Source organism: Hoeflea sp. 108 (assembly GCF_000372965.1).
GTDB lineage: Bacteria > Pseudomonadota > Alphaproteobacteria > Rhizobiales > Rhizobiaceae > Aminobacter.
The window spans coordinates 3,957,762-3,979,890 of record NZ_KB890024.1 but is presented as its reverse complement, the minus strand read 5'-3'; the positions used below and the strand labels follow the sequence as shown (position 1 = coordinate 3,979,890).

Annotated in this window: 19 protein-coding genes; 9 read left to right on the top strand and 10 right to left on the bottom strand. The window is 64.4% G+C overall.

Features of this window, described 5'->3' with window-relative positions; genetic code table 11:
• Positions 1-71: 71 nt before the first annotated feature.
• The 5 genes from B015_RS0119695 to puuE all read right to left on the bottom strand — a co-directional run bounded on the left by B015_RS0119695 (position 72) and on the right by puuE (position 5,678).
• Complete coding sequence (locus tag B015_RS0119695; protein WP_018429461.1) at positions 72-2,072, bottom strand: CocE/NonD family hydrolase; 2,001 nt, start codon at positions 2,070-2,072, stop codon at positions 72-74.
• A gap of 190 nt (positions 2,073-2,262) precedes the next feature.
• Complete coding sequence (locus tag B015_RS0119690; protein ID WP_018429460.1) at positions 2,263-2,856, bottom strand: nucleoside deaminase; 594 nt, start codon at positions 2,854-2,856, stop codon at positions 2,263-2,265.
• Positions 2,857-2,859: 3 nt separating this feature from the next.
• Complete coding sequence (locus B015_RS0119685) at positions 2,860-3,360, bottom strand: ureidoglycolate lyase (protein ID WP_026227510.1); 501 nt, start codon at positions 3,358-3,360, stop codon at positions 2,860-2,862.
• 21 nt (positions 3,361-3,381) lie between these two features.
• Positions 3,382-4,227, bottom strand: coding sequence for a bifunctional allantoicase/(S)-ureidoglycine aminohydrolase (locus B015_RS0119680; RefSeq protein WP_018429458.1), 846 nt, complete (start codon positions 4,225-4,227; stop codon positions 3,382-3,384).
• 17 nt (positions 4,228-4,244) lie between these two features.
• A complete protein-coding gene (gene puuE / locus B015_RS0119675; RefSeq protein ID WP_026227509.1) occupies positions 4,245-5,678 on the bottom strand; it encodes an allantoinase PuuE in 1,434 nt (477 codons plus the stop codon).
• A gap of 179 nt (positions 5,679-5,857) precedes the next feature.
• Here puuE and uraH point away from each other — a divergent pair, with 179 nt between their 5' ends.
• From uraH to xdhC, 4 genes are read left to right on the top strand one after another with little or no spacing between them, the layout of a single operon-like run.
• A complete protein-coding gene (gene uraH / locus B015_RS0119670) occupies positions 5,858-6,223 on the top strand; it encodes a hydroxyisourate hydrolase (RefSeq protein WP_018429456.1) in 366 nt (121 codons plus the stop codon).
• A gap of 3 nt (positions 6,224-6,226) precedes the next feature.
• The gene (gene xdhA, locus B015_RS0119665; protein ID WP_018429455.1) at positions 6,227-7,708 is read left to right on the top strand and encodes a xanthine dehydrogenase small subunit; all 1,482 of its coding nucleotides are present in this window, start codon (positions 6,227-6,229) and stop codon (positions 7,706-7,708) included.
• A 1-nt stretch (position 7,709) separates the two neighbouring features.
• Entirely contained in the window at positions 7,710-10,070 is a 2,361-nt protein-coding gene (gene xdhB, locus B015_RS0119660) for a xanthine dehydrogenase molybdopterin binding subunit (RefSeq protein ID WP_018429454.1), read from the top strand.
• On the top strand, positions 10,067-10,960 hold the full coding sequence (gene xdhC / locus B015_RS0119655) for a xanthine dehydrogenase accessory protein XdhC (protein ID WP_018429453.1): 894 nt from the start codon (positions 10,067-10,069) through the stop codon (positions 10,958-10,960). The genes xdhB and xdhC overlap by 4 nt, the downstream gene beginning before the upstream one ends.
• 12 nt (positions 10,961-10,972) lie before the next feature.
• Here xdhC and dps read toward each other — a convergent pair whose 3' ends face one another.
• Both dps and B015_RS0119645 read right to left on the bottom strand, forming a co-directional pair.
• Positions 10,973-11,461 carry a DNA starvation/stationary phase protection protein Dps gene (dps, locus tag B015_RS0119650; protein WP_018429452.1) on the bottom strand — a complete coding sequence of 163 codons (489 nt, stop codon included), beginning with the start codon at positions 11,459-11,461 and terminating at the stop codon, positions 10,973-10,975.
• A 121-nt stretch (positions 11,462-11,582) separates the two neighbouring features.
• The gene (locus B015_RS0119645; RefSeq protein WP_018429451.1) at positions 11,583-12,098 is read right to left on the bottom strand and encodes a helix-turn-helix domain-containing protein; all 516 of its coding nucleotides are present in this window, start codon (positions 12,096-12,098) and stop codon (positions 11,583-11,585) included.
• A gap of 128 nt (positions 12,099-12,226) precedes the next feature.
• Between B015_RS0119645 and B015_RS0119640 the strand changes: the two genes are divergently transcribed.
• Complete coding sequence (locus B015_RS0119640; protein WP_198292865.1) at positions 12,227-13,564, top strand: serine hydrolase domain-containing protein; 1,338 nt, start codon at positions 12,227-12,229, stop codon at positions 13,562-13,564.
• A 17-nt stretch (positions 13,565-13,581) separates the two neighbouring features.
• On the opposite strand, the gene B015_RS0119635 is transcribed toward B015_RS0119640, so the two are convergent.
• Positions 13,582-14,502 carry a LysR family transcriptional regulator gene (locus tag B015_RS0119635; RefSeq protein ID WP_018429449.1) on the bottom strand — a complete coding sequence of 307 codons (921 nt, stop codon included), beginning with the start codon at positions 14,500-14,502 and terminating at the stop codon, positions 13,582-13,584.
• 145 nt (positions 14,503-14,647) lie between these two features.
• Between B015_RS0119635 and B015_RS0119630 the strand changes: the two genes are divergently transcribed.
• The 4 genes from B015_RS0119630 (at position 14,648) to B015_RS0119615 (ending at position 19,267) form a co-directional block, all read left to right on the top strand.
• Complete coding sequence (locus B015_RS0119630) at positions 14,648-15,871, top strand: urate hydroxylase PuuD (protein WP_018429448.1); 1,224 nt, start codon at positions 14,648-14,650, stop codon at positions 15,869-15,871.
• 87 nt (positions 15,872-15,958) lie between these two features.
• Complete coding sequence (gene guaD, locus B015_RS0119625; RefSeq protein WP_018429447.1) at positions 15,959-17,278, top strand: guanine deaminase; 1,320 nt, start codon at positions 15,959-15,961, stop codon at positions 17,276-17,278.
• Positions 17,279-17,336: 58 nt separating this feature from the next.
• The gene (locus B015_RS0119620; RefSeq protein WP_018429446.1) at positions 17,337-17,834 is read left to right on the top strand and encodes a heme-degrading domain-containing protein; all 498 of its coding nucleotides are present in this window, start codon (positions 17,337-17,339) and stop codon (positions 17,832-17,834) included.
• A 167-nt stretch (positions 17,835-18,001) separates the two neighbouring features.
• Positions 18,002-19,267, top strand: a complete 1,266-nt coding sequence (locus B015_RS0119615; protein WP_018429445.1) for a glycerate kinase — start codon at positions 18,002-18,004, stop codon at positions 19,265-19,267.
• Positions 19,268-19,359: 92 nt separating this feature from the next.
• On the opposite strand, the gene B015_RS0119610 is transcribed toward B015_RS0119615, so the two are convergent.
• Together B015_RS0119610 and B015_RS0119605 are read right to left on the bottom strand one after the other, a co-directional pair.
• Positions 19,360-20,811, bottom strand: a complete 1,452-nt coding sequence (locus tag B015_RS0119610; protein WP_018429444.1) for a UdgX family uracil-DNA binding protein — start codon at positions 20,809-20,811, stop codon at positions 19,360-19,362.
• A complete protein-coding gene (locus B015_RS0119605; RefSeq protein WP_018429443.1) occupies positions 20,808-22,046 on the bottom strand; it encodes a putative DNA modification/repair radical SAM protein in 1,239 nt (412 codons plus the stop codon). Before B015_RS0119605 ends, B015_RS0119610 begins: the two co-directional genes overlap by 4 nt.
• Positions 22,047-22,129: the final 83 nt, after the last annotated feature.

The following is a 22,129-nucleotide window of genomic DNA, read 5'->3' as shown; positions in this document are numbered from 1 at the left end:
GCATCGGCAAGGCCGAATGCGACATCAGGTGGCGCAATCCACGTGTCGCATTTGGACCAAAATCTTCTGCGTCAGATGTGGTCGCGGGCGACGATTTCGGTGAAATCGCGCTCGAAAACCAGTTTTTCTCCCTCATAGGCCTCGATGCGGCCGGTGAGATGGAAATTCTCGCCGTCCGCGCGCATGGTGGTGAAGGCTTCGGTCCTGACCGACCAGCTGTCGCGTTTCAACGTCTGGGTCCAATGGGTCTCGCCGTAGGCCGCCAGAGGGTCGGCAGGATCGATGGTCCAGGCCTCGCGGGCGACCTCGCCGACCGCCAGTCCGTGGTCGAGATCGCGGGTCTCGCCGAAGTCGTCGACGATGCTGAGCGTGACCTTGCCGTCCGTGCGCTCGATCTTGCGGCTGTGGCTGTCCTCGCGGATCGTCTCGATCTGCCAGGGGGTGGCACCCTCCGGTTCCTCGAACGTCCATTCGTTAACTTCGCCCGAGGGACGCACCGGCAGATCGATGGCGCCATCGTGGATCGTCAGCGTCACCTCTTCCGGTGATGGCCACACCAGCGGCCAGTAGGTCGAAGAGATGGAGACACGCAAGCGATTGCCCGCGGCTGCGCGGTAGGCGATGTCGTCGAGCTTGAAGGCGATATCCATCGCCTTGCCCGGCACCACGTCCTCCGGGAATTCGTGGCTGTTGCGATGACAGAGATTGAGCACGCCATAGGTGATGCGCGTCGAAGCGCCGTCCGGCTGGACGTCGCAGAGGCGCACGGCGACCATCGCCCGCCTGCGATTGGCCGCCAGCTTCAGCCTGATGACCGGGCTGCCGACGACGTCGAGCGGGGCGTCGAGCACGGCACCATCGAAGCAGGCCGATTTGGCGTCGTCGGTGCGCTGGTCTCCCGGCAGTTCCGGTCCAAGCCAGATGGCGCAATATTCACCGCCGTCCATGCCGCAATCCTGCGGCGAGTTGATCGATACGGTTGAGTCCAGCTTGCCACCCTCGGCAAGCGTGCCGTTCGCGCCGAGGGCCAGGGTCTTGATGGCGATGTCGGGCGAAGGCCATTGCTGTTCCGCGATCCAGCGTCCCTGGCGCTCGAGATACCATTCGCGCGGCGGTTCGGAATTCATGACGTAGAGCCGCATTGCCGGGTCGTCCTCGACGCCGGTTTCCTTGCCCTTGAGCCAGTGGTCCCACCAGCGCAGCGCCTCCTGCAGGAAACCGATGGCCGGCTTCGGTACGGCGAAATGTGGGTACTTGTGCACCCATGGGCCGGCGATGCCCTTGACCGGCGCCTTGAGGTTGCTGACCAGGCGCGAGACGGTGTTCTTGTAGGAATCGCCCCAGCCGCCGATGGCGAGCACCGCAGCCTTGATGGCTGAATAGTTTTCGTTGACCGAACCACGCTTCCAATAGGCGTCGCGGCGCTGGTGGTTCAGCCAGACGGCGGGCAGGAAGGGCTCGTGCTCAAGCCGGTCAAGCCACATGTCGCGCCAGGCGTCGCCGACCAGTGCCGGATCCGGCGGTCGCGACGAATAGGACAGCATGGTCGCGCCCCATCCCATGTTCTCGTTGAGCAGCAGGCCGCCCTTGTAGTGGATGTCGTCGGCGTAGCGGTCGTCGGTCGAGCACAACGTGATGATCGCCTTCAGCGCCTTGGGCTGAAGGGCCGCGACCTGCAGGCCGTTGAAGCCACCCCAGGAGATGCCCATCATGCCGACCTTGCCGTTGCACCAGGGTTGGCTTGCGGCCCAGGCGATGACGTCGCATGCATCCTGCCACTCCTGGTCGGAGTATTCGTCGTCCATCAGCCCTTCGGAATCGCCGTTGCCGCGCATGTCTACGCGGATCGAGGCATAGCCGTGGCCAGCGAAGTAGGGATGGGTCAGGCAGTCGCGCGTCGTGGTGCCGTCGCGCTTGCGATAGGGCAGGTGTTCTAGGATCGCCGGCACCGGGTCCTGGTCGGCATCCGCCGGCATCCACACCCGGGCCGACAGCCTGGTGCCATCGGGCATGACGATGCCCATGTCAGGAAATTCGACGATGTCGCGCGGAAACTCGGTGATGGTTTTCATGCTTGGCTCCCTGCGCCATCACTACAGCGCCGCGCGTCCTGTCGACGCGCAAAGGACGCTGTAGCACTTAAGTCTGTGCATGATCCTTGGCCGAAAATCGACCTCGATTTTGGGGCATGCACACGGCGCAGGGTGGCCGAAGCAAGGGCTAAGCGTGGGCCAGCGAACGGAATTCACTGGCCAATTCGCGTCAGTTCAGCGGGATGTCGTTGTCGCCCTTGCTTTCCTGATAGGTCTCCGACATCTCGTCGTAGCGCCTGGAGATCCTGGCGACGCGCTCTTCCAGCCGCTTGCGGTCGGCTTCGGGCAGTTCGCGCACCAGCTTGCGCAGGGAGAAGCTCTTCCAGTAGGCGTTCTCGGCGTTGTAGCCGCCCGGCTCCAGGGTGAAGACCTCTTTCAGGATCTTCAGGTCGTGCGGGATGGCGAAGCTGTCGCGCGAATCCTCGTGGCTGAAGAGGTAGTAGAAATTGTCGAAGCCGGCCCAGGTGATAGCCGACAGGCACAGCGAGCAGGGCTCGTGGGTCGACAGGAAGATCAGGTCCTTGGTTTCGGCGCGGGTCGCCTTGGGCATTTCGTAGAAGCGTTTCAGGCAATGCATCTCGCCGTGCCAGAGCGGATTTTCGAGCTCGTTGTTGGTCTCGGCGACGACAAGCGAGCGGTCGTCCTTGGCAAGCAAGGCGGCGCCGAAAAGCTTGTTGCCCTTCTTCACGCCTTCGGCAGTCTTGGGCACGATGTCGTGTTCGATGACGTCGAAGAGGCGTTCGATGAGCGAGAGTTCGGCCATGTGTCAGAAACCTTCCGGAAGGGTGATTTCGTAAGGGTGCGAGAAGTGGAACTCTTCGAGATTGGGGCCTGTGCCGCCGCGGTCGACGACGACGAAGTCCTGGTTTTCGCCGATTGGCGTCAGCACCGCATGCCAGAGGTTGCGTGGGTAGTTGACGCCCTGGCCGGGCGCCGTGACGAAGGCGTGTGGTTCGCCCGGGCCGTCGCCGATGTCGTGGCAGACGACGACGAGATAGGGGCGCGGGGTCAGCGGAATGAACGCCTGGCTGCCGAAGGGGTGTCGTTCGACCATCGAAAGCTTCAGCGGGAAGTCGTAGGGCGTTCCCTTGAAGATGTTGATGATGACATGGCCGTCGGGGCCGGCTGCCTCGGCGCGGGCGAGCGCATGGAAGCGCTCGCATTTGCCTGCATTGATCGGGTAGTGACTGTCGCAGTTGGTGTCGATGACCTCGCCGAACTCGGCGAAGTTTTCCCGCGTCAGCGGTTTTGCGACGATCCGCTTCATCTCACCCGACATGACTGATCCTCAGCGACGGCGCGTGGCGTTGAAGGCGCCGAGCTGCGCGTGGCGGTTGACGTCCTTGTAGAGCAGGTAGCGGAAGCGGCCAGGGCCGCCAGCATAACAGGCCTGCGGGCAGAAGGCGCGCAGCCACATGAAGTCGCCGGCCTCGACCTCGACCCAGTCGTTGTTCAGCCGGTAGACGGCCTTGCCTTCGAGCACGTAGAGGCCGTGCTCCATGACATGGGTTTCGGGGAAGGGGATGACGCCGCCCGGCTCGAAGGTCACGATCGTGACATGCATGTCGTGGCGCAGGTCGTTGGGATCGACAAAGCGTGTCGTCGCCCAGGTGCCGTTGGTGTCCGGCATGGCGTTCGGCTCGATGTCGTTGTCGTTGAGGAACAGCGGATCGGGCGCGTCGAGACCGTCTACATATTCATAGGCCTTGCGAACCCAGTGGAAGCGCGCGGTTTCCTGGCCTGCATTGCGCATCGTCCAGCCGCTTGCCGGCGGCAGGTAGGCATAACCACCAGGGGTTAGCACATGGCTTTTGCCTGATATGGTCACGGTCACTTCGCCTTCGACGACGAAGAACACGCCCTCGGCGCCTGCATCGGGTTCGGGCCGGTCGCTGCCGCCGCCGGGCTGCACCTCCATGATGTATTGCGAGAAGGTCTCAGCAAAGCCCGACAGCGGACGAGCGATGATCCACAGCCGGGTCTTGTCCCAGTTGGGCAGAAAGCTGGTGACGATGTCAGAGAACTCGCGCTTCGGGATCACCGCATAGGCTTCGGTGAAGACGGCGCGGTCGGTGATCAGGTCCGTCTGGGGAGGCAGGCCGCCTTTCGGCGCATAATAGGAGCGTTTTGTCATCTGTCTTAGCGTGGGTCTTAGCGGGGAAGGATGTCGTTGAGGCGATACCAGGCGATGCGCTCCACCTGCTTGCAGGCGGTGGCGAATTCCTGGTCACGGTCGTTGGCGATCCGGGTCTCGAATGCCTTCAGGATGCTCGCCTTGTCGTTGTCTCGCACGGCGATGATGAAGGGGAAGCCGAATTTCTGGACATAGGTGGCATTGAGCTCGGTGAAGCGGCTGCGCTCGGCGTCGGTGAGCGCGTCGAGGCCGGCGGATGCCTGCTCCTTGGTCGACTCCTCGGTCAGCCGCTTGGCCTGGGCCAGCTTGCCGGCAAGGTCAGGGTGGGCGGTCAGCACGCCAAGTCGCTCGGCATCGGTGCCAGTGCGGAAGGCGCGGCAGAGCGCGTTGTGCAGCCCACCGGCGCTGTCATGAGCGGGTCCGAGCTCGAGATCGAAGGCGCGTTCGGCGACCCAGGGCGAGTGCTCGAAGATCGAGCCGAAGCGCTGGACGAACTCCTGGCGCTCCATGCGAGAGGGGCGCAGCGCCTGCGGCTGGTAGGGATGGTTTTCGCGCCAGTGCCTGGCAATGTCGGTGCGGCGGGCGACCCAGACCTTGTCGTGGCTCTGCACATATTCGACAAAGCGGCGCAGTGCTTCGGCACGGCCGGGGCGGCCGACGAGACGGCAGTGCAGGCCGATGCTCATCATGCGTGGCCGGCCGGCGGCACCTTCGCGATAGAGCGTGTCGAAGCTGTCCTTCAGGTAAGCGTAGAACTGGTCGCCCGAGTTGAAGCCTTGAGCGGTTGCAAAACGCATGTCGTTGGCGTCGAGCGTGTAGGGAATGACCAGCTGCGGGGGAATGGCGTTGCCGTGGCCGTCATGGTCGAGCCAGTAAGGCAGCTCGTCGTCATAGGTGTCGGAAATCCAATCGAAACCGCCTTCGGCGGCAGCGAGGCGCACCGAATAGACCGAGGTACGGCCGAGATAGAGGCCGGTCGGGCGTTCGCCGACGACTTCGGTGTGCAGCCGGATGGCTTCGATCAGATCGGCGCGCTCGTCGGCTTCGGCATGGTCGCGATAGTCGATCCAGCGCAGGCCATGTGATGCGATTTCCCAGTCGGCCTCCTGCATCGCCGCCAGCTGGTCGGGCGAGCGGGCGAGCGCGGAAGCGACGCCATAGACGGTCACCGGTACATTGGTTTCGGTGAACATGCGGTGGAGCCGCCAGAAGCCGGCGCGGGCGCCGTATTCGTAGATCGATTCCATGTTCCAGTGGCGCTTGCCCGGCCACTGCGCCGCGCCGACGACCTCGGAGAGGAAAGCTTCCGACGCCGCGTCGCCATGCAGAATGTTGTTTTCGCCGCCCTCTTCGTAGTTGACCACGAATTGCACGCAGACATTGGCCCCACCGGGCCATTTCGGATCTGGTGGGTTCGCGCCATAGCCGCGCATATCTCTTACGTAACGCATGGTCCCTCGAAAGCGGTCTATTACTGCCACTTGAGCAGGATAGCGGAAGGTACGTCAGACATTCCCTCGAAAAATTTTGAAAGTCTTTTTGTAGCAGTCTTCTCGACCGCACCTTATGCAATGCCCTTAAATGGCGCAAAATCTATCGAGATGGCGCATGTCGCCAGTAGGGAGAGCGAATGACAAAGGCTGAAGGCGGACGCCTCACCACCCATGTCCTTGATACTGCAACCGGCAAGCCTGCCGAGGGGCTGTCGATCTCCCTGTTCCACATCGAAGGCAGTGCGCGCAGCTTGCTGAAGAAGGTCGCCACCAATTCCGACGGGCGCTGCGATGTGCCGCTGCTCGCAGGCGACGACTTCCGGACCGGCGAATACGAGCTCGTTTTCGAGGCCGGCGACTACCTGCGCCGCCAGGGCACGGAACTGCCGAAGCCGGCTTTCCTCGACGTTGTGCCGATCCGCTTTGGCATGGCCGAGCGGACGCATTATCATGTGCCCTTGCTGATTTCCCCCTACGGCTATTCCACCTACCGGGGCAGCTGAGCCATGGCGACGGTCAAGACACGCAACCATATCCGCTTCATCCTCAACGGCGAGGATATCAAGCTTGCCGATGTCGCGCCCGACGAGACGCTGCTCGACCATCTGCGTCTGCGCCGCTCCCTGCGCGGCACCAAGGAAGGCTGCGCCGAGGGCGACTGCGGCGCCTGCACGGTGCTGGTCGGACGGTTGTCCGGCGGCAAGCTGGTCTATGAAAGCGTCAATGCCTGCATCCGCTTTGTCGGCTCGCTGGATGGCTGCCATGTCGTGACCATCGAGCATCTCACTGGGGGTGGCGACAAGCTGCATCCGGTGCAGCAGGCCATGGTCGATTTCCATGGCTCGCAGTGCGGTTTCTGCACACCCGGCTTCGTCATGTCGCTCTACGGCCTGTGGATGGAGACCCCCAATCCCTCCGACCAGGCGATCGAAAAGGCACTGCAGGGCAATCTCTGCCGCTGCACCGGCTATGAGGCGATCATGCGCGCGGCGCGCGCCATTTCCGACTACGGCAAAGTGGCAAAGGATCCGCTGCTGGTCGAGCGCAAGGCGGTCACAGCCCGCCTCGAAGCCTTCAAGGACGGCACCCGCGTCGAGGTCGGCGAGGGCAAGAACCGCTTCGTCATCCCGGCCAGCGTCGACGACCTCGCCGACGTGCTCGAGGCAGAGCCGACCGCGACCGTCGTCGCCGGCTCGACCGACGTCGGCCTGTGGGTCACCAAGCACATGCGCAACATCTCGCCGGCCGTCTTCATCGCCAATATCGACGGCCTGCATAAACTTGATGAAGACAAGGGCGTCATCTCCATCGGCGCCGGCGTCACCTACACCGAAGCATTCGAGACGCTGTCGAAGCGCATTCCAGCACTCGGGCCGCTCATCGACCGCATCGGCGGCCAACAGGTGCGCAACATGGGCACCATCGGTGGCAACGTCGCCAACGGCTCGCCCATCGGCGACACGCCGCCGGCGCTGATTTCGCTCGGCGCGCAGCTTACGCTGCGAAAGGGCAAGGAGAGCCGCACCATCTTGTTGCAGGACTTCTTCATCGCCTATGGCAAGCAGGACCGCGCACCGGGCGAATTCGTCGCTGCCGTGCATGTGCCAGTGCCCGACAAAGACGACCACTTCGCCGTCTACAAGGTCACCAAGCGCCGCGACGAGGACATCACCGCCTCGCTCGGCGCGTTTTGGCTGCAACTTGCCAAGGATGGCACGGTGGCCGATGTGCGCATCACCTATGGCGGCATGGCGGCGACGCCGAAGCGCGCCAGCGCGGTGGAGAAGGCGCTGATCGGCCAGCCCTGGACCGAAGCGACCGTGGACGCGGCGATGGCCAAGTATGCCGAAGACTTCACGCCGCTGACCGACATGCGCGCCACCGCCGAATACCGTGCGCTGGTGGCCAAGAACCTGCTCCTGCGCTTCTACGCGGAAACCACCGGCACCAAGGCGCCTTTCACGGTGTCGAGATACGAGGCTGCGTGACATGACCCAGCATCAACCGAACCTCAAGGCTGCCAAGATCAAGGGTGGCGTGCATTCCGACCAGCGCCACGATTCCGCGCACAAGCATGTCGCCGGCGAAGCGATCTACATCGACGACATGCCCGAACCCGCAGGCACGCTGCATATCGGTCTTGGCCTGTCCAACGTTACCCATGCCACATTGAAGAGTGTCGACCTGTCGGCCGTTCGTGCCGCGCCCGGCGTCGTCGACGTGCTGACCTATGCTGACGTGCCCGGCGAAAACGACGTGTCGCCGAGCGGCATGCATGACGATCCGGTGCTGGCCGAAGGCAAGGTGCAGTTTCACGGCCAGCCGATCTTCGCCGTGGTCGCCAAGACCCGCGAGCAGGCTCGCCGGGCGGCACGCCTTGCCAAGATCGAATATGAAGAGCTGCCGGCGATCATCAGCATCTGGGACCTCGATCCCGAAAACGACAGGCAGGTGACGACGCCACTGACGCTGAAGCGCGGCGATGCGGCGGCTGCCATCGCCACGGCCCCGCGCAAGGTGAAGGCGCGGATGAAGCTCGGCGGCCAGGACCATTTTTATCTCGAAGGCCAGGTGTCGCTGGCAGTGCCCGGCGAAGACGACGAGGTCACCATTTATTGCTCGACGCAAGGACCGAGCGAGACCCAGCATCTCGTCTCCCATGTGCTCGGCGTGCCGAGCCACGCGGTGCAGGTCGAGGTGCGGCGCATGGGCGGCGGCTTCGGCGGCAAGGAAACCCAGGCCAACCAGTGCGCCGCGATCGCCGCGATCGCTGCCAAGAAGCACAAGCGCGCCGTCAAGGTCCGCCTCGACCGCGACGAGGACATGACCGCCACCGGCAAGCGCCACGACTTCGCCATCGACTACGAGGTCGGCTTCGACGACGAGGGCCGCATTCTTGGCGTCGACTTCATGTTCGCGCTCAACGCCGGCTTCTCGGCCGACCTGTCGGGCCCGGTTGGCGACCGCGCGCTGTTTCACTGCGACAACGCCTATTTTTATCCGAACGTGCACGCAAAGTCGGCGCCGCTCTACACCAACACGGTGTCGAACACGGCGTTCCGCGGCTTCGGCGGCCCGCAAGGCATGGTCGGTGCCGAGCGCGTCATCGAGGAAGTGGCGTTTGCGGTCGGCAAGGACCCGCTCGAAATCCGCAAGCTGAATTTCTACGACGCGATGGGCGAGGCGGGCGACCGCAACCTGACGCCCTATCACCAGAAGGTCGAAGACAACATCATCCACCGCATCGTGGCGGAACTGGAGCAGAGTGCGTCCTACGCCCGCCGCCGGCGCGAGATCGCCGCCTTCAACGCCAACAGCCGCTTCGTCAAGCGCGGCCTGGCGCTGACGCCGGTCAAGTTCGGCATCTCCTTCACCAAGACCGAGTCCAACCAGGCCGGCGCGCTGGTGCATGTCTATTCCGACGGTTCGGTGCACATGAACCATGGCGGCACCGAGATGGGGCAGGGCCTGCATCTCAAGGTGGCGCAGGTGGTTGCCGAAGAATTCCAGATCGATCTCGACAGGGTGAAGATCACGGCTACGACCACGGCCAAGGTGCCGAACACGGCGCCGACGGCAGCGTCCTCGGGCGCCGATCTCAACGGCATGGCGGCACAGGACGCGGCGCGGCAGATCCGCAAGCGCCTGACCGCCTTTGCCGCCGACAAATACCAGGTGCCTGCCGACCAGGTGGTATTCCTGCCTAACCGCGTTCGCGTCGGCAACCAGGAGATCGCCTTCAACGACCTGGTCAAGCAGGCCTATCTCAACCGCATCCAGCTGTCGGCCGCGGGCCACTACAAGACGCCCAAGATTCATTGGGACCGCAGCAAGGGCAGGGGCCACGCCTTCTATTATTACGCCTATGGTGCGGCCTGCGCGGAGGTGTCCGTCGACACGTTGACCGGCGAATATGTTATCGAACGTGCCGACATCCTGCACGACACCGGCCGGTCGCTGAACCGGGCCATCGACATCGGTCAGGTCGAGGGCGGCTTCGTCCAGGGCACCGGCTGGCTGACGACGGAGGAGCTGTGGTGGGATGGCAAGGGCCGGCTGCGCACCCATGCGCCGTCGACCTACAAGATCCCGCTCGCTTCCGACCGGCCCAAGATCTTCAATGTGGCGCTGACCGACTGGTCGGAAGCCTACGAGCCGACGATCCATCGCTCGAAGGCCGTCGGCGAGCCGCCGCTGCCGCTTGGCATCGCGGTGCTTCAGTCGCTGTCCGATGCTGTCGCCAGTGTCGCCGACCACAAGATCAGTCCGCGTCTGGACGCGCCGGCGACGCCGGAGCGGGTGCTGATGGCGATCGAACGCCTCCGGGCCGAGGCGGCCCAGGTCAAGTGAGCAAGACCGCCAAGAGCCTGCGGGCATTCCTCAAGACAGCGCCTTCGGCGGCGCTGGTCGAGGTGACCGAGGCCAAGGGCTCTACCCCACGCGAAAAGGGCGCGTGGATGCTGGTGTCACCGGAGCGCATCTTCGGCACCATCGGAGGCGGCCAGCTCGAATACATGGCCATCGACACCGCACGCGCGATGCTCAATGGCAATTCCAAGCGCAGCGCCGTGATGGAGCACGTGACCGGCGATCCGATCCCGGCGCGCTATCTGGAACCGCCGCATGAGGGCGACAAGGGCGTCACGCTCGACATTCCGCTCGGGCCTGAGATTGGCCAGTGCTGCGGCGGCCGCGTCGAAGTGGCCGTTCGCCATGTCGACGAGGCGATTGCCGCCGATCTGATGGCTTCGGCCGAGATGTCGGACGCTGCCCTGCCGCATGTGCTGGTGTTCGGCGGTGGCCATGTCGGCCATGCGCTGGCCTCGGCCTTCGCATTGCTGCCGTTGAACGTGGTGGTGGTCGAAACCCGCGCCGATGCGCTCGACGGCATGCCCGCGGGTATCGACACCAGGCTGACGCCGATGCCGGAGGAAATGGTGCGCGAGGCGCCGTCAGGATCTGCCTTCGTCGTCTTGACCCACGACCACGCGCTCGACTTCCTGATCGTTGCCGAGGCGCTGAAGCGCGACGACACCGGTTATGTCGGCATGATCGGCTCCAAGACCAAGAAGGCGACGTTCAGGAGCTGGTTCCTCAAGACCGCCGGCGGCAGCGAGGAGCAGTTCGCCCGGCTCGTCTGCCCGATCGGCGGCGAGGCGGTGAAAGACAAGCGCCCCGCCGTGATTGCTGCACTCGCCGCAGCCGAGATCATGACCGCGCTTGCGGTCAAGCCGGCCTGACGACCTTCCAGATTATTCGTTTTCCTGGGTGTGGGCTTCAAGGAACCACAGCGACTTGTCGAGCGCGCGCGAATAGGCCGTGAAGATGTCGGCAGTGTCGGCGTCGCCCGCTTCGCCTGCTTCATCGATGGCCGCGCGCGCCGAATGTGCTGCGTCGGCATAACGGTCGATGAGGGCCGCGAGGTGGTCCTTGGTCTTGTAGATGTCGGTGGGGTAGGGCTTCAGCTTGCTGGCCTCGGCCACCACCTGCGAGGTGCCAAGGGCTGTGCCGCCAAGCTGTACGGCGCGCTCGGCGATGGTGTCGACATGGCCGTCGAGTTCGGTGCGGAAGCCGTCGATCATTTCGTGCACGGCGATGAATTGCGGTCCCTTGATGTTCCAGTGCGCCTGCTTGGTCAGCAGCGCCAGATCGATCGCGTCGGCCAGCCTGGCGTTGAGCAGTTCGATCGAAACCTTCTTGGCGTTGGACTTGAGATCGTTGCGCGTGGGGTGGGATATCATCGGCTGCTCCTTGGTCTGGGTGGGTCGGAAAAGACCGGTGGCGCCGCACGGAGGGTCCGGCAGCGTACGCAGGCTACAACAGCCTCATGACAGTTCGGTTCCGGCCTGGCCCAGTCGATTTTCAGCCAGCGGCGGCGTTGCGGGCGACGACTTCCAGATAGGCGGCCTGCAATTCCTGGCGCACCGGCAGCCGCTTCTGCGCTGCTTCCGACAGCGGCACGCCGAGGTGGTCGGTGCGCAACTCCTCCATGAAGCGCTCCCACATTTCGGGGCCGCCCGTTTCAAGAAGCTCGGCGCGGATGCTGAGCTCTTCGCTGACCGGCAGCCATTTGCGGCCCCAGGCGGCAATGGCGGCAAAGACGGGCAGCAACTCGATGGCCATCTCGGTCAGGCTGTAGATTGCCTTTTGCTTGTGGCTGGGGTCGTCAGCCTTGCTGATCAAGCCCTCGGCCACCAGCCGCTTCAGCCGGTCGGCGAGGATGTTGGAGGCGATGCCTTCCTCCGACTGGGTGAGCAACTCGCGGAAATGCCTGCGGTTGCCGAACATCATGTCGCGCAGGACGATCAGGCTCCATTTGTCGCCGACCACCTCAAGGGTGAGGTTGATCGGACAACCCGACCGGTGATGCTCGCTCATGACAGATGCTCCAGAAAACCAGTTGCAATGTAAAATCGGTCGCCCTATCTTGCAACTGATTAGTAAATGCAATCGGTTTTGACCGGCGGTTCGCCGGTGACCTTGTACTGCGCCCCAAGGAGGCGAGGATGAACACGGGAATGGATCGCCGTACGGTGATGAAAGGTGCCGCCCTTTCGGCGCTTCTGGTCCCCACAATGGCATCGGCACAGCAGGAGCAGTCGGACGCGGGCGTGGCGACCGTGACTGCAAAATCAGGGATAACGACGATGACGACGGGCAATTTCTCCGCCGACCGGCTCGAGTGGATGCGCAAGGTGATGGCTGGGCATGTCGAAAGCGGTGATGTGCCCGGACTGGTGTGGGCGGTGAACCGTGGCGGCGAGACCCATATCGAGGCTGCCGGCACGCTTTCGCTCAACGACGGCAAGCCGATGCGCAGCGACACCATCTTCCGCATCGCTTCGCTGACCAAGCCGGTCACCGCGACAGCGGCCATGATCCTGGTCGAGGAAAGCCGCCTCAGGCTCGACGACCCCGTCGACAAGTGGCTGCCGGAACTAGCCGACCGCAAGGTGCTGAAGACGGTCGGCGGTCAGCTCACCGATACCGTGCCGGCCAGCCGCCCGGTCACGCTACGCGACCTGCTCACCTTGCGCTTCGGTCTGGGCGCGATCATGGTCTATCCCTTCGCCTATCCGCTGCAGTTTGCGATGGAAGAGGCTGGCATCGCCCCGAGCGCCGACCTGTTCAAGGGTTCACCCGACGCCTTCATGAAGGCTGTGGGCAGCCTGCCGCTCGCCCACCAGCCCGGTGAGGGTTGGCTCTACCACACCGGGCTCGACGTGGCCGGTGTGCTGGTCACGCGCGCCGCGGACCAACCGCTGTCCACCTTCATGCAGGAGCGTATCTTCGCGCCGCTCGGCATGAAGGACACCGGTTTCCATGTGCCTGCCGACAAGATCGGTCGGCTCGCCACTGCCTATTCGCGCGACTTCCAGACCGGCAAGCTCGGCGTCTATGACGAGGCATCGGGCGGCCGGTTTGCCAAGCCAGTCACGTTCGAATCCGGCGGCGGCGGCCTGGTCTCGACTGCCGAAGACTATCTCGCCTTCCAGCGGATGCTGCTCGGCAAAGGGCAGCTCGGCAGCGAGCGCATCCTGTCGCGCGCATCGGTCGAACTGATGACCACCGACCAGCTGACAGCAGAGCAGAAGGACAGCGCGGCTATGTTCTTCAACGGCAGTTCGGGCTGGGGGCTCGGCATGTCGGTGGCCCTCAAGCGTGACAATCTCTGGATGTCACCGGGGCGTTTCGGCTGGGACGGCGGCTATGGCACCTCTGCCTATGCCGATCCGGTCGAGGATCTGGCTGGCATCCTGCTCACCCAACGGCTGATGGATTCGCCGCAGGCGCCAGCGCATTACACCGACTTCTGGACCTCGGCCTATCAGGCCGTCGTCTAAGTGTTGACGCGGCTAGCCTACTTGCCGGCAAGGATGTCCTTGATCAGCTTGTGGCAGCGCTCCGCCATGAAGTCGAGAAGCAGCCGGACCTTCGGGTCCTGCAGCTTCTTGTGCGGATAGACCGCGGCGAACTGCACCGGCGTCGGCGGCGTCTGCGGCAGGATGACCTTGAGCCGCTGGTCACGGATGAAGGGCTCGACCTCGAAACGAGGTTTGTTGATGATGCCGCGGCCGGCAAGGGCCCAGCCGGTCAGCACGTCCCCGTCGTCCGAATCGAAGGGCCCGTGCACTTCGAACTTCGTCGGCCCGCCCGGTGTCTCCAGGGTCCAGAAGAACTCGCGCGCGCCGGGATAACGCAGCATCAGGCAGTCGTGCTTCTTGCCGATTAGTTCGTGCGGGCTCTGCGGCTCTCCGCGCCGCTCCAGATATTTCGGCGAGGCGACCAGAACGCGCTCGCACTCCATGATGCCGCGCATCCGGAGGCTGGAATCCTCGATCACGCCAAGCCGGAAGGCCACGTCGAGGCCTTCCTTGAGGATGTCTACATTGTGGTCGGACAAGCGGAGCCTGACCTCGATATCAGGGTACTTGTCGTGGAATTCAGGAATGCCCGAGGCAACCAGCCGCCGGCCGAGGCCGAGGGGTGCTGTGACACGGATGGTGCCGCGCGGCTGGCCGGAAAGAGCTGCGACCGCGGCCTCCGCCTCGGTGATGGCGTCCAGCACCTGCTTGGCGCCGGTGTAAAAGACGTTGCCGTGCTCGGTCGGCATCAGCTGGCGCGTCGTGCGGTTGAACAGGCGCACGCCGAGATGCTTTTCCAACTCCTTGATTCTGTTGGACGCGACGGCAGGCGAAATGCGCATGTCGCGGCCCGCGGCGGAAAGATTGCCGAGTTCCACGACGCGAACGAAGACAGCGATGTTATCAAGGTATGCCATGCGTGCCCCGGTTCCATAGCCGGCTTATGCCGCGCAATACCACGTTAGTATTTTCCAGATTTTTTTGAAAGTCATCGCGAATCCTTCCTCTTCCGCGAGGCATCAGGCATCGTAAGATCGCTGATGCTGCGAAAAGGGACGGCGGATGTACGACTTGGCGTTTTTCATGGAGTGGGCGAGCTTCGCCGTGCGGTGGCTGCATGTCATCACTGCGATGGCCTGGATCGGCTCATCATTCTATTTCATCGCGCTCGATCTCGGGCTGCGCAAGCATGACGCCTTGCCCGTGGGCGCCCATGGCGAGGAGTGGCAGGTCCACGGCGGCGGCTTCTACCACATTCAGAAATACCTGGTCGCGCCGGCGCAGATGCCGGAGCACCTGACATGGTTCAAGTGGGAGTCCTACGCCACCTGGCTGTCGGGCTTCACGCTGCTCTGCCTGGTCTATTACGGCGGCGCCGAACTGTTCCTGATCGACCGCAACGTGCTCGACGTGTCTGCGCCCATCGCCATCGCCATCTCGCTGGCTTCGATCGGCCTCGGCTGGATCATCTACGACCTGCTCTGCAAGTCGAAGCTCGGCGACCACGACACGCTTCTGATGATCATCCTCTATGCGGTGGTGGTGTTCATGAGCTGGGGCTACACGCAGCTGTTCACCGGCCGCGCCGCCTTCCTGCATCTCGGCGCCTTCACGGCGACGATCATGTCGGCCAACGTCTTCATGGTCATCATCCCGAACCAGAAGATCGTCGTCGCGGACCTCATCGCCGGCCGCAAGCCCGACCCGAAATACGGCAAGATCGCCAAGACACGCTCGACGCACAACAACTACCTGACCCTGCCGGTCGTGTTCCTGATGCTGTCGAACCACTACCCGCTGGCGTTCGGCACGCAGTTCAACTGGGTCATCGCCTCGCTGATCTTCATCATCGGCGTGCTGATCCGCCACTACTTCAACACCATCCACAAGCGCGCCGGCAACCCGCACTGGACCTGGCTGGCCGCCACCTTGCTGTTCATCATCATCATGTGGCTGTCGACGGTGCCCAAGGTTCTGACCGGCGAGGACAAGAACGCCGCCGTCACCACCACACCTTTCGTCGCGTCGGCCGAGTTCCCGAAGGTGCGCGACACCGTGCTCGGCCGGTGCGCCATGTGCCACGCCGCCGAACCATCCTATGAGGGCATCTACCACGCGCCGAAGGGTGTTATTCTCGAGACCGACGGCGCCATTGCCGAGCATGCCCGCGAGATCTATCTGCAGGCCGGCCGCAGCCACGCCATGCCGCCCGGAAACGTGACCCAGATCACACCGGAGGAGCGGGCACTGCTCGTCGCCTGGTACGAACAGGCCCGCAAGAACTGACGGCCCGGAACTGACCGGCTAGCGGCCGTTCGCAGACCTTGAGGCCGGCCACACCCAAGCTGGCCCGAACTGAAAGCTGGATTTGCCATGACCACGACCCTTCTCCGCGGCCGCACCCTGTCGTTCCGGCGCTGGCCCGACAGTGCCGACGACCATGCCGCCTACGCCTATGAGGAAGACGGCGCGGTGCTGATGCGGGACGGCAAGATCGCCGCGGTCGGCGGTTACGCCCAGGTCGCGGCCCAGGCCGGCAGCAATGTCCAGCTCATCGATCATCGCCCGCATCTCATCCTCCCAGGATTTATCGACGCGCATGTGCATGTGCCGCAGATGCAGATCATCGCCGCCTACGGCGCCGAGCTGCTGGAATGGCTGAACAAATATACCTTTCCGGAAGAGACCAAGTTCATCGACGCCCAGCACGGCCGTCGCATCGCGCGCCTGTTCCTCGACGAGGTGGTGCGCCAGGGCACGACGACGGTCGCCGCCTATTGCTCCGTTCACAAGCAGTCGGCCGAGGCGTTCTTCGCCGAATCGCATGACCGCAACATGCTCAATATCGCCGGCAAGGTGATGATGGACCGCAATGCGCCCGATGGCGTGCTCGACACGCCGCAGGCGAGCTATGACGACACCAAGGCGCTGATTGCGGAGTGGCACGGCAAGGGTCGCCAGCACTATGCGATCACCCCGCGCTTCGCCATCACATCGACGCCCGAGCAGATGGAGATGGCGGGGCAGCTGGCGAAGGAGCATCCCGGCTTGCACATCCAGACGCATCTGTCGGAGAACCACGCCGAGATTGCCTTCACCCAGGAACTTTACCCCTGGTCGCGCGACTACACCGACATCTACGACCACTACGGCCTGCTCGGTCAGCGCACGCTGCTCGGCCATTGCATCCATCTCGGCGAGCGCGAATCCGACGCGATCTCCGAACATGGCTCGATCGCCGTGTTCTGCCCGACCTCCAACCTGTTCCTTGGCTCGGGCCTCTTCGACTACCAGCGCTATCGCCGGCGTGAGAAGCCGTTGCGCATCGCGACTGCGACCGACGTCGGCGGCGGCACCAGCTATTCGATGCTGCGCACCATGGACGAAGCCTACAAGGTCATCGCGCTCAACGGCGAGAAGCTCAACCCGCTGGCGTCCTATTGGCAGCTGACGCGCGGCAACGCCGAGGCGCTGTCGATCTCCGACAAGGTTGGTACGCTCGACGTCGGCACCGACGCCGACATCGTCGTGCTCGATTCGCGCGCCACGCCGGGCATGCGGCTCAGGATGGAGCGCTGCGGCACGCTGGCCGAAGAGCTGTTCCTGCTGCAGACGATGGGCGACGACCGTGCCGTGGTCGAGGTCTATGTCGCGGGCGTGCCGGCAAAGTCGGTGATGGACAAGACGGCCTGACCTTGCGTCATTGGCCTGCGTCTGCCATGTGACCTCTGGTCTGAAGGAGGAGCGGACGATGGCAACTGCCGATGATGTGAAGAAGATCGCCGAGCAGGAGACCCGGCTGGTCTTCGATGGCTTCGACGAGGCGACAGCCTACGAGATCGGCTCGGCCATCCGCACCCGCGGGCTCACCGAGAAGTTCCCGATCGTGGTTGATATCAAGCTGTGGGACCGGACGCTGTTCTACTGCGCGCTGCCTGGCTCGACATCGAGCAATTCCGAGTGGACGCGCCGCAAGATCAATGTGGTCAAGATGTTCCATCGCAGCAGCTACCGCATGGTGCTGACCAAGGCGCGCGAAGATCGCACCTTCCCGGTGGGCGAGGCCCTGCCGATCGAGGACTATGTGCTCGCCGGCGGTGGATTCCCGATCCGGATCAAGGGCGTCGGCGTTATCGGCGTCGTTGCCGTGTCCGGCCTGCCGGAGCGGCAGGACCACGAGGTAGTCGTGGCGGCAATCGCCGACCATCTGGGTGTTCCGAGGCAGGAAGTGGCGCTCGGGCCGGTATGATTTGAATACAGCGTTGCCGCCACCTTTACCTTCTCCTCGTGAACGGCGGGGCGAGGGGGCGTCAACGTAGCCGCTTGCGCCTTAGGTGCCGGCCCTTCGACAAGCTCAGGACGGGACGAGTGGCGGCGCGACATGAACAGACAAAGCGACTGATAGTGAGAGTCCGGATGGCCATGACCGACCCCAAGCAGTTTCTGACTAGCATCTTCGAAGCGGCCGTCGCTGCTGCCGATCCGGAGCTCACCATCCGCCGCCACCTGCCGGAAAAGCCCAAGGGCCGGACCATCGTCATCGGCGCCGGCAAAGGCTCGGCCCAGATGGCGGCCGCATTCGAAAAAGCCTGGCAGGGGCCGCTGGAAGGCGTGGTGGTCACCCGCTACGGCTTTGCCGCCCCTTGCGAGCGCATCAGGATCGTCGAGGCCTCGCACCCGGTGCCGGACGCCAACGGCCTTGAGGCGGCGAAGCTTCTGCTCCAGACGGTTTCCGGCCTGACCGAGGACGATCTCGTCGTTGCGCTGGTCTCGGGCGGCGGCTCTGCGCTGCTGCCGTCGCCGGCCGGCAGCCTGACGCTTGCCGACGAGATTGCCGTCAACGAGGCGCTGCTCGCCTCCGGCGCGCCGATCTCGGCGATGAACACCATCCGCAAGCACATTTCGGGCATCAAAGGAGGCCGGCTGGCGGCCGCCGCTTGGCCGGCGCGCGTCGTCTCGCTGGTCGTCTCCGACATTCCCGGCGACAACCCGGCGCTCGTCGCCTCTGGGCCGACCGTGCCCGACGAGGCGTCCCGCGCCGACGCGCTTCGCCTGATCGAAACCTACCGCATCGCGCTGCCCGCCAATGTCATAGCCCACATCAACTCGGCTGCCGCCGATGCGCCACAGCCGACCGACCCGCGTTTTGCCCGCAACGAGGTGCATGTCATCGCTTCCGCCGCCGTGTCGCTCGACGCCGCCGCCGAGGCAGCACGCAAGCGGGGCGTTGAAACCGTCATCCTCTCCGACGCCATCGAAGGCGAGGCGCGCGAGGTCGGCGGCGTACATGCGGCCATCGCCCGCGAGGTCGCTACCCGCAACCGGCCATTCAGCAAGCCTGTGCTGATCCTGTCCGGCGGCGAGACGACCGTGACGCTCCGTGCCAAGGGCAAGGGTGGCCGCAACAGCGAATTCCTGCTCGCCTTCGCCATCGGTATCGACGGTCTTGAGGGCATCGACGCGCTGGCCGCCGACACCGACGGCATCGACGGCTCCGAAGACAATGCCGGCGCCTTTGCCGACGGCTCGACCGTCTCGCGCATGCATGGCGTTGACGTCGACGCCAAGGCGATGCTCGCCGGCAACAATGCTTGGACGGCGTTCAACTCGGTGGGCGATCTTTTCGTCCCTGGGCCAACCGGCACCAACGTCAACGACCTCAGGGCGATCCTCATCCGGTAGAAAGCTTCCGCCCTTCGTCTGAACGAGAGGGCGTTTCTCCGAGCCGGCGGCTCGTCCTGATATGATCTGGCCCGGCTCCGCTTGGCTCGGCGCTACGCGGCCATCATCGCCCGAACGGCCCTCATGTCCTCGGCGAAGCGGGTACGCTCGGCTGCCGCCTCCTGCGGGTCGCGGAGTCGCAGGATGTAGGACGGGTGAATCGTCAGGAACACCGCGAGCCCGTCGTCGCGTTCGATGGTCTGGCCGCGTTGCCGGGTGATCGCCACCGGCGCCTCCAGCAGCGACTGGGCCGCGGTCGCGCCGAGCGCCACCACCAGCTTCGGCTTCAGCAGCGTCAACTCCTGCGCCAGCCACCAGCGGCAGGCCTGCACCTCGCCGGCATTGGGCTTGCTGTGGATACGGCGCTTGCCGCGCGGCTCGAACTTGAAGTGCTTGACCGCGTTGGTGACATAGACCGCCGTGCGGTCGATGCCGGCTTCGCCGAGCACCGCGTCGAAGATCCTGCCGGCCGGGCCGACGAAGGGCCGGCCCTGCAGGTCTTCCTGGTCGCCGGGCTGCTCGCCGACGAACACCAGTTCGGCAATGTCAGGGCCTTCGCCGAACACCGTCTGCGTCGCTTCGCTCCACAGCGGGCAGCGCCGGCACTGGCTTGCCTGCTGGCGCAAAGCGTCGATAGATCGAGCCGCGGTCTCGGTAACAGCTTCGGCTGAGGGCCAGTGCCTGGCCTGTATCGCCTGGTGATGCGCTGCGGGCATGGTCGGCATCCTCGCGATCATCTCGCGGGCCGCCTCGTCGGCGCCAGCGATCAGATTCGGAATGAGCGAGGCCTCCGGCAGGTTCCGCCAGTATTTCTTGGGCATCTCCGATTGCATCGCCTTCACCTTCAGGCGGGCTGGGTTGAAGATGTTGGCGAAATAGGTCCGCCACATCTCCTCCGACTGGTCGGCGGTGGGCGCGTCGTTCCTAGAGGCACCGGGGCCGAACGCCAGTCTTTCGCGGTCCCACTCGGTCGAGCCACGGGGCGTCAGGATTGCCCAATGCATGCCGGTGAAGCGGCGCACGAAGAACGGGGCGGCCAGTTCGAGGATGAAATGATCGGGCTCGAACCAGGCGACGAAACGCTCGTCGTTTCCATCGCCGATCTTTCGGAAGCGGACGAAGGCGTGCATCTTGTGCTCGTCGCGCCGGACCGATTTCTCCATCGTCTCGAAACGGCGCACGTCCGGGTCGGAGGCGATCCGGAGCAAATGCGGTTCGCTGCGCTGCCGCCACAGCAACCGGTAGAGCAGGGCGAACCGCTCGCTGTCGCTGTGGCATGCGACGATGGTGGCACGCTCGACGAATTCTCGGGAGACCCTGAGTTCGACGCCCGGCGTCGGCGCCGGCAGTTCGTCGCCTTCGCCGCCGACATGCCACTCGATGTCCTCGGGCTTCACCTCGTTGGTGCTCAGCCTGCGCGCGGCATCGCGCCAGCCATCGAAGTCGGTCGGGCCGGCGAGGTGCACCGCATAGGCGGCCAGTGACAAAGCGGGCTGGCCGGTCATCGGAACAGCTCGAGCTGCTGCGGCTTCGGTGCGATCGTCTCGCGCAGCCGTGCCGCGTCGGTGGCGGCACCCGGTGACCAGCCGTCGGCGACGATGAACGGGCGCACCTTGGCGATGGATTGGCAGAGACGGCCGACATCTTCCAAGCGCAACCGCTTGAAGCGGCGCGTCTCGATGATGCGCTCGACGGCGCGCGTGCCGAAACCCGGGATGCGCAGCAGCCTCTCCTTGTCGGCGCGGTTGACGTCGACAGGGAACGAGGCACGGTTGCGCAGCGCCCAGGCAAGCTTGGGGTCGATTTCCAGGTCGAGCATGCCGTCTGGCTGGCCGTCGAGGATTTCGCCCTGGTCAAAGCCGTAGAAACGCATCAGCCAGTCGGCCTGGTAGAGCCGGTGCTCGCGCATCAGCGGCGGCTTCCTGAGGGGCAGGGCGGAGGAGGCGTCGGGGATCGGGCTGAAGGCCGAATAGTAGACGCGTCGCAGCTGGTAGCTGCCATAGAGCCGGGCGCTGGTCTTGAGGATGCCGGCATCCGGCGTGGCGTCGGCGCCGACGATCATCTGCGTCGACTGGCCTCCCGGGGCAAAGCGCTCACGCGTCTTCGTCCGTAGCGTCGGCTCCGCCTTCTCCTCGATCTTCGAGCGCAGCTTTGCCATCGAGACACGGATCGTCTCCGGCCGTTTCTCCGGCGCCAGCCGCTTCACGCCCTCGTCGGTCGGCAGCTCGACATTGATCGACAGGCGATCAGCATAGAGGCCGGCCTTCTCGATCAACTCGGCGGACGCCTCGGGGATGGTCTTGAGATGAATGTAGCCGCCGAATTTCTCGTCGAGCCTGAGCCGTCGTGCCACCTCCACCATCTCTCCCATGGTGTTGTCGGGCGAACGGACGACGCCCGACGACAGGAACAGCCCCTCGATGTAGTTGCGCTTGTAGAAGTCCATGGTCAGCCGCACCACCTCATCGACCGTGAAGCGGGCGCGGCGGACATTGGAGGAGGAGCGATTGATGCAGTAGCTGCAGTCGTAGATGCAGAAATTGGTCAGCAGGATCTTGAGCAGAGAGATGCAGCGGCCGTCGGGCGCGTAAGAGTGACAGATGCCCATGCCCTCGGTCGAGCCGATGCCGCCGGACTTGAGCGAGTCGCGCCCGCCGGCACCCGACGAGGCGCAGGAGGCGTCATATTTCGCGGCGTCGGAAAGGATCGCGAGTTTCTCGCGGGTCGAAAGAACTGCCATTTGTTCATGATATGTTCTTTTGACTGACGAGACCAGAGGCTTCGTCGGCGTGCGGCGAAATGTGATCGAAGCTGGGGAGGGAT

Excerpts from the sequence above, each read along its gene's own strand:
- B015_RS0119695 (WP_018429461.1), bottom strand. The coding sequence starts at position 2,072 with ATGAAAACCATCACCGAGTTTCCGCGCGACATCGTCGAATTTCCTGAC.
- B015_RS0119690 (WP_018429460.1), bottom strand. The coding sequence starts at position 2,856 with ATGGCCGAACTCTCGCTCATCGAACGCCTCTTCGACGTCATCGAACAC.
- B015_RS0119685 (WP_026227510.1), bottom strand. The coding sequence starts at position 3,360 with ATGAAGCGGATCGTCGCAAAACCGCTGACGCGGGAAAACTTCGCCGAG.
- B015_RS0119680 (WP_018429458.1), bottom strand. The coding sequence starts at position 4,227 with ATGACAAAACGCTCCTATTATGCGCCGAAAGGCGGCCTGCCTCCCCAG.
- puuE (WP_026227509.1), bottom strand. The coding sequence starts at position 5,678 with ATGCGTTACGTAAGAGATATGCGCGGCTATGGCGCGAACCCACCAGAT.
- uraH (WP_018429456.1), top strand. The coding sequence starts at position 5,858 with ATGACAAAGGCTGAAGGCGGACGCCTCACCACCCATGTCCTTGATACT.
- xdhA (WP_018429455.1), top strand. The coding sequence starts at position 6,227 with ATGGCGACGGTCAAGACACGCAACCATATCCGCTTCATCCTCAACGGC.
- xdhB (WP_018429454.1), top strand. The coding sequence starts at position 7,710 with ATGACCCAGCATCAACCGAACCTCAAGGCTGCCAAGATCAAGGGTGGC.
- dps (WP_018429452.1), bottom strand. The coding sequence starts at position 11,461 with ATGATATCCCACCCCACGCGCAACGATCTCAAGTCCAACGCCAAGAAG.
- B015_RS0119645 (WP_018429451.1), bottom strand. The coding sequence starts at position 12,098 with ATGAGCGAGCATCACCGGTCGGGTTGTCCGATCAACCTCACCCTTGAG.
- B015_RS0119640 (WP_198292865.1), top strand. The coding sequence starts at position 12,227 with ATGAACACGGGAATGGATCGCCGTACGGTGATGAAAGGTGCCGCCCTT.
- B015_RS0119635 (WP_018429449.1), bottom strand. The coding sequence starts at position 14,502 with ATGGCATACCTTGATAACATCGCTGTCTTCGTTCGCGTCGTGGAACTC.
- B015_RS0119630 (WP_018429448.1), top strand. The coding sequence starts at position 14,648 with ATGTACGACTTGGCGTTTTTCATGGAGTGGGCGAGCTTCGCCGTGCGG.
- guaD (WP_018429447.1), top strand. The coding sequence starts at position 15,959 with ATGACCACGACCCTTCTCCGCGGCCGCACCCTGTCGTTCCGGCGCTGG.
- B015_RS0119620 (WP_018429446.1), top strand. The coding sequence starts at position 17,337 with ATGGCAACTGCCGATGATGTGAAGAAGATCGCCGAGCAGGAGACCCGG.
- B015_RS0119615 (WP_018429445.1), top strand. The coding sequence starts at position 18,002 with ATGGCCATGACCGACCCCAAGCAGTTTCTGACTAGCATCTTCGAAGCG.
- B015_RS0119610 (WP_018429444.1), bottom strand. The coding sequence starts at position 20,811 with ATGACCGGCCAGCCCGCTTTGTCACTGGCCGCCTATGCGGTGCACCTC.
- B015_RS0119605 (WP_018429443.1), bottom strand. The coding sequence starts at position 22,046 with ATGGCAGTTCTTTCGACCCGCGAGAAACTCGCGATCCTTTCCGACGCC.